General features: G+C 57.9%; 5 protein-coding genes and 4 pseudogenes. 7 read left to right on the forward strand and 2 right to left on the reverse strand.

Annotated features, from left to right (window positions below; translation table 11 throughout):
* The 4 genes and pseudogenes from TY51_RS20520 to TY51_RS21360 form a co-directional block, all read left to right on the forward strand.
* The coding region (locus tag TY51_RS20520) for a family 16 glycosylhydrolase (RefSeq protein WP_052650400.1) at positions 1-3,492 on the forward strand (3,492 nt) is incomplete at its 5' end.
* A 90-nt stretch (positions 3,493-3,582) separates the two neighbouring features.
* A pseudogene (locus TY51_RS23690) lies at positions 3,583-4,048 on the forward strand (DDE-type integrase/transposase/recombinase); the annotation flags it as partial.
* A 29-nt stretch (positions 4,049-4,077) separates the two neighbouring features.
* Positions 4,078-4,316 (forward strand): annotated as a pseudogene (locus TY51_RS23695) (IS5/IS1182 family transposase); the annotation flags it as partial.
* A 238-nt stretch (positions 4,317-4,554) separates the two neighbouring features.
* Positions 4,555-5,418 (forward strand): transposase, encoded by an 864-nt coding sequence (locus tag TY51_RS21360; protein WP_197054820.1) that lies wholly within the window; start codon positions 4,555-4,557, stop codon positions 5,416-5,418.
* Positions 5,419-5,548: 130 nt separating this feature from the next.
* Here the strand turns inward: TY51_RS21360 and TY51_RS24135 are convergent, their stop codons facing one another.
* Positions 5,549-6,814, reverse strand: a complete 1,266-nt coding sequence (locus TY51_RS24135) for a hypothetical protein (protein WP_304413108.1) — start codon at positions 6,812-6,814, stop codon at positions 5,549-5,551.
* A 279-nt stretch (positions 6,815-7,093) separates the two neighbouring features.
* Between TY51_RS24135 and TY51_RS24140 the strand changes: the two genes are divergently transcribed.
* The gene (locus TY51_RS24140; RefSeq protein ID WP_255351436.1) at positions 7,094-7,222 is read left to right on the forward strand and encodes a hypothetical protein; all 129 of its coding nucleotides are present in this window, start codon (positions 7,094-7,096) and stop codon (positions 7,220-7,222) included.
* Between the two features lie 68 nt (positions 7,223-7,290).
* Positions 7,291-7,494, forward strand: a complete 204-nt coding sequence (locus tag TY51_RS17280) for an HWE histidine kinase domain-containing protein (protein ID WP_042251900.1) — start codon at positions 7,291-7,293, stop codon at positions 7,492-7,494.
* A 748-nt stretch (positions 7,495-8,242) separates the two neighbouring features.
* Here TY51_RS17280 and TY51_RS17285 read toward each other — a convergent pair.
* Positions 8,243-8,985: pseudogene (locus tag TY51_RS17285) on the reverse strand (IS3 family transposase); the annotation flags it as partial.
* 685 nt (positions 8,986-9,670) lie between these two features.
* On the opposite strand from TY51_RS17285, the pseudogene TY51_RS22230 reads away from it, so the two are divergent.
* Positions 9,671-9,796 (forward strand): annotated as a pseudogene (locus tag TY51_RS22230) (IS3 family transposase); the annotation flags it as partial.

Genomic DNA, 9,796 nt, shown 5'->3' on the forward strand with positions numbered 1-9,796 from the left:
GGCGCGATCAACGGCAACGATTCAGCCAACACGCTGAACGGCACCTCTGGCAACGACAAGCTCTACGGCTTCGGCGGCAATGACATCCTCCACGGCAAGGCCGGCGCGGACGAGATGCACGGCGGAACCGGCAACGACATCTATTGGGTCGACGACGCTGGCGACCGCACGATCGAACTGGCCGGCCAAGGCCATGATGTGGTCAACGCGACCCGGGATTGGGTGCTAGGCGCCAATATCGAGGACCTCTACCTGCGCGGTTCGGGTAGCAACCGGGGCGAAGGCAACAGCCTCAACAACCTGATCTCCGGGAGCAGCGGCAACAACGGCCTGCTGGGCATGGCCGGGAACGACACGATCCTCGGCAACGAGGGTAACGACACGCTCGTCGGCGGCACCGGCGACGACGTCCTGACCGGCGGATCCGGCAAGGACGCGTTCCGTTTTTCGAAGGGTGAGGGTCGCGACGTGATCACCGACTTCGACGCGAAGATCGGTGAACTGGTCGACGTCCGCGGCTACTCGGGCTATACCAGCCTGGTCTCGGAGGCCGGCGGCACTCGCATGGTCTTCGAGGGCGGCGACAGCATCCTGTTCCAGGGCGTTGCGAAATCCGCGCTTGCGGGGGTGAACTTCACCTTCAACGGCGTCTATCCCAAGAACCTGGCCGATGTCGGTCCGGTTGCGGCACCCGTGCCGACCCCGACCCCGACGCCTACCCCCGTGCCGACCCCGACGCCGACGCCGGTTCCCACCCCGCCGGCCTCGTCTGACGAATACGATCTGGAACTCTACCAGCTCGGCCAGAAGAACGGTCCGGACAGCTGGCTCATCTCCAACTGGGGCGCAGGCCAGACGAACAACATGGCGTGGTCACCGAGCAACGTCAAAGTTGCCGAGAACGGCGACATCAGCCTGTCGCTGACCAAGGCGCCCGCCGGATCATCCAAGCCTTACCAAGGCGCGGAAATCCAGTCGAACGAGGTCGCCACAACCGGAACCTGGAGCTGGACGGCACAAGCGCCGGTCATGGCGCCCGGCGCGGTCTTCGGCATGTTCACCTATAAGGCGGACTGGAAGAACGATCCCTGGGTCGAGTTCGACTTCGAATTCGTCGGCGGTGACACGACCAAGGTCCAGCTCGCGATCCACATGGAGAATGCGAAGGGCGAGCACATGGTCCTCAACCAGGAGGCCCAGAAGCGCGGTATCATCGACCTCGGCTTTGACGCCTCCAAGGGAATGCACACCTATGAGGTGTCCGTCACCGAGAAGGACGCGACCTTCTATATTGACGGCAAGCAGGTCGCAAAGTTCAGCGCGGCCGACATGCAGGGCAACGTCTGGCAGATCGGCCCGATGACAAGCTTCGTAGATTTGTGGTCGGTCTCCTCCGACCAGGAGGGTTGGGCCGGGAAATGGACCGACCCGGGCCGTCCGCTCGTGGCGGTGGTCGAGGGCGCCGATATCCGCCCCGGCGAGTTCGGGACTGCGATCGAGGTGGTGACCCCGCCCGTGGTCTCGCTCCCACGTCCCGTTGTCGAGCCCGATGGCATCTTCGGAAATGACAGCGACAACACGCTGAACGGCACGTCGGGCAACGACGTGATCCATGGCCGCGGCGGCAACGACATCCTCGACGGCAGGGCTGGCGCGGACGAGATGCATGGCGGAACCGGCAATGATGTCTACTGGGTCGATAACGCGGGCGATCGCACGATCGAACTGGCAGACCAAGGAAGCGACGCGGTGCATTCGACCCGGGACTGGGTGCTCGGCGCCAATATCGAGGATCTGTATCTGCGGGACGCGGCGAACAGCCGCGGCGAAGGCAACAGCCTTAATAACCTGATCTCCGGAAACAGCGGTAACAACGGCCTGCTGGGCATGGCCGGGAACGACACCATCTTTGGCAACGAGGGCAACGACACGCTGGTCGGCGGAACCGGAAACGATACCTTGTCCGGTGGCACGGGCAGGGACGCGTTCCGCTTCACCTCGGGTGACGGCCGCGACATCGTCACCGACTTCGACGCACGTGGCGGAGAGTTTCTCGACATTCGTGGATATGCCAACGTCACCGCCCTGATCAGCGAGAACGGTGGTACCCGCATCGTTCTGGGTGCCAATGACAGCATCTTTCTGCAAGGTGTCGACAGGGCGACCCTGACGCCCGCAAACTTCCTCTTCAACGGCGCAGTTCCGAGGGAACTCGTGGGTGCGCAGCCGCCCGTGGTCTCTCCCCCTGTTGTCACACCTCCGCCCCTACCCACGCCCATTCCGGATGTTATCGGCGGCAACGAAATCCGAGGTTCGAATGCCGACGATACAATGCGCGGCACCACGCAGTCCGATACGATCTGGGGCCTTGACGGACTGGATACGTTCTACTGGCAGGCGGGCATGGGCAACGACATCTACCATGGCGGTGCCGGTGCAGAGCGATACGATGCGAACCCATATACGCCAGGCAACCCCGGCGGCGACAGGCTGATCCTGGAGGGCTCGGTCGGTGCCCGCATTGACATGCGTTCAACTGAAAGTGGAAGCGTTCAGATCGGGAACAATCGTCTCGAATTTACCGGCATCGAGCGTATCTTTGGTACCACAGGAGACGACATCGTCTCGGCGACAAACGCCACGATGAATATCGCCGGTGGCGGTAAACCAGCCCACGGTCTGTCCATCTTCACGGGTTCTGGCAATGACCGGATCGCGGGTTCACAGTTCGACGATGTCATTGATGGTGGCTCGGGCAATGATACGATCAATGGCGAGGGCGGAAACGACTTCATTCACTCCAGTACAGGCAACGACCTTATCAATGGCGGCGCTGGTGACGAAAATATCCGGTGGGGCAACGGCGATGCCAGCCACAACCCCGGAAATGATACGATCGACGGCGGCTCCGGGAACGATCTGATCAACATCTGGATCAAGCGCGGCGACATCTATTCTGACAATGACGCCGTGGGCATTGAGGGTGTCAGTGTCACTGTTGATCGCGTCCTGTCTGCTGGATCGTTCTCAGGCAATGCCAGCACCAGTATCGGCGGAAATGCCACCCTGCGCTTTGACAATTTCGAACTTGGCTGGACCCATGCCGGCAACGACGTGATCGATGCGTCGCAGGCCACCATTTCCAGCTCTGGCGCCGGCATCAACTTCAATACGCGGTGGGGTCACGATCGTCTGGTCGGCAGCCGCGGCAACGACACGTTGGACGGCTCGATGGGCCGTGATACCGTTCAGGGCGGTCAGGGCGACGACCGCATCTGGATTGGCGACGGGAACAGGGGTGACGGGGCTAGTGACGTGCTCATTTTCCGCGCCGGCGACGATGCTGATATCGTCTACGGGTTTGAGACAAACCGCGATGTTCTGAACCTCGGTGGCAGAAGTTACAGCGCGGCCGAGACCCGAGAGGGGACGTTCCTGAATTTCGGTAACGGCGATTCAGTCCTCTTGAATGGTACATTTGACTTTATCTGACATGCATCGGGCATTGGTCTAAACCTCATGGACCAATGCCCTTTTTCGAATGCCAGCCTATACATATTTATCTTTATGTCGGTGATCAGCTCCTGGACCTGGACAACAAAGGGCTGGCTCTAGCTAGCCGTTGTCTTGGACCTGTTCTCGCGCCGCGTCGTTGGGTGGGCTACGAGTGGAATTCTAAAGTGCTATGTTGCAGTCGAAGCTCCGCGCCGTGCACTCGCGGCTCGCTATTCCGCGCCGGGGCTGCTTCACCACTGCAATCGCGGATCGCAATACTGCTCCGTCGACTATCAAGCCCTGCTCCGCAAACGCGACATTATGATCTCAATGGACGGGCTTGGAAACTGTTAGGACCATGCGATGGTCAAGACGTTTCTTCAAGACCATTAAATCGGAGCTGATCTGGCCGGTCGCCGGGCAATCCTGCCAACAGGCAGATAACGCCGTCGCCTGATACATCGGCGGGTTCTATAACCCCGTCAGGAGACATTCGTCGCTTGGCTTCCAGAGCCCCGTCGCCTCCGAGAGCGAAGCCCGAGAAGTGAGATAAACGCTCTCCACAGAAGTCGGGTAAATCCACTGTTGGGCCGCCTGCGGAAGGTGGACTGGCTTCTGGCTGATAGGGAACATGACGCCGACTGGTTGCGAGAAGCGCTGGAGGACATAGGTATCAGCGCCTGCACTCCCGGTCGAAATTCCCACAAGAAGACAGGCAAATATGATAGGCCGCGTTGCAAAACGCGTAACCCTACCAAGATAACGTTTGGCCCTACCTCTCCGCGATCGCTCTGTCCACGACCGTCCTGGTCTGGCTGTAATCGAAAATTAGTCCTGACCCTTCTATATCTGCGCTTTGCTAGACTGACCCCGTCACTGTCCCTGGCTAGGGACGGAGCGACGTCTGACCTTGTGACTTGACCACGCCTTTTAGGCTGTCGGAACCGCCTTTCTTAATCGTCTCGGACAGCTGATTGCCGCTGCTCGAGGCTGCGCACTAGAAGGAAGAGGGCATGGACAATCTATCACATGGTCGCATTATCGGCATAGACGTCAGCCGTGACTGGCTGGACCTTCATTGCCTGCCCGACGGGCTCTAATGCCGAATGCCGAACGGACCTGCGGGTCACGCAGTCGTCGCGGATCTTCCACGATCGAGATGCTGTCGTTTGCTTTGAGTCGACCGGCGGACATGAATGGCAGCTCTGGGAAACGCTCAAGGCAGAAAGCGTCATTGCCCGACAAGTGCAGCCCGCTCAGGTGAAGGCATCCGCACGAAGCCGTGGCACACGCGCAAAGACCGACCGAATTGACGCGGAGCTTATTGCTAGCTTATTTGCCTTTCGACCCGATGCGGGTCGCCGCCTTCCCACAAGAAAGCTAAGATTACATAAAGCTTTCACCTCTAAGCGGGCTAAGATCGTCGAGATGCGGAAACGTCTGCTGGCTCAGATCCGCGCGCATCAGAAGCTTGGTACAGCCTGGATGTTCGACAGCGTCGATACCGACCTGAAGGCTCGGCTTGACTGCCTGATCAGAAAATTGGAAAACAGGATTAGGGCCGCAATATGCAGCGACGACTTGCTCGCAGAGACCGCTGGTCTTTTGCGATTTCTCCACAGCATCGGACGCGTGGCCAGCACAATGCTGATCGCCGAAATGCCTGAACTCGGCACTATCACCGGCGGACAGGCTGCAGCTCTCGTGGGGCTCGCCCCCGTGGCGCATGACAGTGGAACGCTGCGCGGGAAGCGGGACATTGCAGCCGGTCGCCGAGCCCTGAGGCATGTAATATCCCAAGCTGCTCTGGTCGCTTCGCATCACAACCCGTCCATGAAGGCCTTTGCGGATCGTTTGCGAACCCGGGAAACCGCACAAGGCCATCATAACGGCGGTCGCTCGGAAACTGGGCAATCTGGCTAACGGCTTGTGTAAAAGCCGTCTGAAATGGACACCTTCGACCGCGTGAGGGATACAGCAGCTCAGACCGCCCATTTCTTGCACTGAGAACCTTCACAAAAGAACTGCCGCAGAAATTCTGTGTGGTTCGCGTTTAGAACACGAACTGTTCTGGAGCCAAGTCGGCTATTCCCGTGTCCTGCAGCGTAAGGGAGTTCAGGCCGAAGTCGAGCACCACACTCCCGCCCTGCGTAGTGGCAATTGCGAGCAGACCTTCAAAGACTTCAAATTTGGCGATCCCTGTCAGGTCGATGATGTCGTCGCTTTGAAAGTCTCGCACATTATCATGACCGGCACCGAATATGAAAACATCAGCACCGCCACCGCCAGCAAGAATATCATTGCCCTCGCTCCCATCGAGGCGATCAATGCCAGCACCACCCATGAGTTCGTCATCACCGAGTTCGCCAACGAGCAGATCATTGCCTTGGCCACCGAACAGGCGATCACCGCCGGAACCGCCCTTAAGAAGATCACTCCCTCCGCAGCCGTTCAGCCAATCGTCTCCAGTTCCCTCCGAAAGTGTATCATGGCCGTTTCCTCCAAAGAGGCGATCAGTGTCGAGGCCGCCATCCAAGTGGTCATTACCATACCCACCAAACAACTGGTCGCTCCCCGCGCCTCCTGCAAGCAAGTCAGCTCCATACCCACCCTGAAGAAGGTCTTGCCTCTCTCCGCCGCTTAAACTGTCATTGCCAATACCACCATCCAGCATGTCCTCTCCCATGCCGCCCTCAAGTCTGTCATCGCCCGCACCGCCGAAGAGTTGGTCCCAGCCCTCGCCGCCCTTGAGCAAATCTGCCCCCCTAAAGCCGCTGAGAACATCGTCGCCTGCTCTCCCGTCGAGGACGTCACGCAGGTCGCTGCCTTTCAGAAAATCCTTGCCACGGCCGCCAAAAGTAAGATCCTCATAATCTGCAAATGCGTCTTTAAGTGCGTCAGAGGCCTTATCGAACTTAGCCTCTGTCGTCTCAAGCGCGCGTTCAAAAGCCGTCTCCCGTTCTTCTTGGGCATCTTCAAAGGCAGCTATCAAAGCTTCCATAGTCTCTTCAACAGTATGCTCGTTTCCGCCCGTCTCGGCTTCCTTCCTGATGGCCTCCAGCACCCGCTCAAAAGCCTCCTCGCGCGCTTTCTGCGCGGCTTCAAAAACTTTTTCTAAGGTCTTTGACGCCGCGTCGAACAGCTTCTCCCGAGCCTCCTTGCGATCGCCGTAAGCCCGTTCCCTCCCGGCAATCCAAGCTTCAAGATAGTGAGCAATCGTTCCCTGCAAAGCGTCAACAATAGCAGGATCAGAAGTAGTCAAATCCGCCAGGGCGGTCGCCTGCACAATTTTCTTAATCGTGACGATCGAGGAGTTCATGTCTAGGGTCCACCCACCTAAGGCCCGGGCAGCACCGAGCAGAGTTCTGATGATGCCCATTCCTATTTAAAGAAAGATCGTTAACCAAAACTGATAATGCCGGACATTTTATACGATGGTGGATGACGAGGCACCTCAAGGATCTCCGCCCTAGCGGCTTTGGGCGAGCAGCCGCGCGATATGTGCCAAGCCGACGAGATCGCAACTGCGGCAGTCCGATGCCTCGCAGAGGACATTAGGGGAACCTGTGTTGGATTTGGCAAGGTGGATGCTGAAGCCTTGACCATCGACGTGCCGATCGACTGGTGCAGTGATAACGGCATCAGCGTGGTCGGCCTTCATGATTTCAGATCATTAGGTACCTATGTCGACGATCTGATCCGCGGCGAGGTGGTCATCTCCTGTTGAACGACCGCGTTCGAACGCGGTCGGCGAAGGATATGGAGCTAGTGCGCTAGGTCGGAGGAAGGGCCCATATGGCGATCGCCCGCGCCAGAGCCGAGTGGAAGCAGATCCTCAACAAGAAACTCAGCCACAGAATGGAGAAAACGCTGTCCATTGTTCAGGCGATCGCCAACGGGACGCTGCGCGGCGTTTCCGAACGGTTGGCTGTCGATGCCTTGACGAAACGGATCGGTGCCCTGTCGCGTGCTCATGACGTGCTCTATAAACAGCGCTGATCCTCTGCTGATCTCGAGGACGTCGTCCGGGCAACGCTGTCAGTCTCGCTGCTGCTGCACGAGCTCGGCAAGAATTCGATCAAGTACGGTGCGCTTTACGTGCCGGACGGATGACAGCATAATAGGCCCACTTGTTCTACGACACCAATGAGCCGGGCAGTTTCACGGTAGGAAACAACAGCGCGCGCTGTAAACTTACCCCAGAAGCGACATGAGACCATTTTGATGCGATACAGTCCCGCTTGCGTTCTATGGGGTCGGTCGCGAGGGTCCCATGATCTATCTCGGTCATCGTTCTACCTGATAGCGGCCTGTTGAATCTGTCGGTTTGACCCACGCTGATTTAAAGTCGATGGGTATGGCGACGAGTAACGACCAAATTTCCCACGCCACTCGGCGAGTGCTACGACTTTGCAGACTGTATTCACAGCACTGTCCGCAAGCCACCGCGTCGGCCAGTCCGGCCCGGAAGCGATGTAGCAGGACAGGCACCCGTACTTATGCGGATTCATTTTATTGAGTTCGTTCCCACATTCATCGCAGAACCGGTAAGCGCACATCCGCCGAGAATCTCCATCTTGAGCAACTTCCTGCTTAACGCGATTTCACTAACGGAACCATAATACAGCTGCACAAATCGGCTGTGAGGTCGAAGTCTGGCAAGTTTGTCACAAAACTTAGCATAGGTGCATTCGGTACTTCTCACTACTGAGCTACTACCCAACTCTGGGACAGATTTCCGGCAGCTTTAAGCTACTGCCTGCACCTGCTGATCGGTTTCGATGGTGTTGAAGTAGACTACGGCGGGTGGTTGACCGCCATGGGCGGCGTGAGGCCGCTGGTGGTTGTAGACGGTGATCCAGGCCCCGATGCCAGCTTTGGCCTGAGAGCCGGTCTCCCAAGCGTGCAGGTAGACGCATTCATACTTCAGGGACCGCCAGAGGCGTTCGATGAAGATGTTGTCGATTCACGGGCCCTTGCCATCCATCGAGATCCGGGTGCGACCCGTTTCAGGCGGTCGGTCCAGGCGAAGGACGTGAACTGCGATCCATGATCGGAGTTCATGATCTCGGGCGGGCCGAACTTGTGGATCGCCTCGTTCAGGGCCTCGACGTAGAAGTCGGCTTCCAGGGTATTCGAGATGCGCCAAGCCAGAACCTTCCGGGTGAACCAGTCCATGACAGCCACCAGATAGAGAAAGCCGCGGCGCATCGGGATGTAGGTGATGTCGACGCACCAGACTTGGTTGGGCCGCTCCACCCGCAGCCCACCCAGCAGATAGGGGTAGGTCTTGTGGCCCTTGGCCGGCCTGCTGGTATCGGGCTTCTGGTAGATCGGCATCAAGCGCATCAAGCGCATCAGCCGCATTAATCGCCGGATGCGCTTGTAGTACACAACATGGCCCTCGTTCTGCAGGTGCCACTTCATCTGCTGCAAGCCGTAAAACGGTGTTTCGAGGAACTGCTTGTCAATCACCACCATGAGGTCGAGGTACATGACGTAGCAAACCAACAAGCTGTCTCAGTGAAAATCTGATCAAGACAAATGCCTGACTAACAATCCATTAACCTCTCACGCGTAACCTCTGCGTAAAGGAGTTGCTATGGACCTTAGAATTCGCAGCAGTCGTGAGCTCGTTGCACAGCTCTCTCATGCAAACTCGGTAGTGGAAAATTGCCGCAAGAGCATAGTCCGCACGGAGGTCGACGACGGGGAGGGTATCTTTGCCTCAATGCATATCGATAGGATGATAAGTAACCTGGAGATTATGAAGAGGTACCTTCAGAAGGAAGCTGTTCTTTGGGCGCACCTCAAGACTGCCAATAAGACCGATGATTAAGCGAACAGCCGCAGAGATTTTTGTGGCTTTCTCGTGGTCCGCCGCATTGATCCTTATCTTGCTTCCATTGCTGCGATCTTGCGCGGATATGTTGACACCAATCATCCTGTTCATGGTCGGGGACTAGCCTGCCGCAGCGGCCAGCCATGAGGTTTGTGACCCCACTTGTCCGACGCGCGCGCACGAACCGCCTCCAGCGCAGCTTCCATCGAACTTGAGTAGCCGTTCTTCGACGGCATTGTGACGAGAGACTGTTAATTTCCACCCAGAACTGTGAGGTTGAACTGGCCCCCGTTTCGACCGGACATTTGGGCATAGCCATGGAGGCTTAGGTATATGCCTGAGCACGTGCTTATGTCTGAGATTGAGATCATCACCGATGGCGGTCGTCGGCGCCGCTGGACTGCTGCCGAAAAGCTGCGGATCGTCGAGGAGACGCTGGAGGATCACGCCAGCATTTCC

This window comes from Paracoccus sp. PAMC 22219 (assembly GCF_000787695.1).
Lineage (GTDB): Bacteria > Pseudomonadota > Alphaproteobacteria > Rhodobacterales > Rhodobacteraceae > Paracoccus.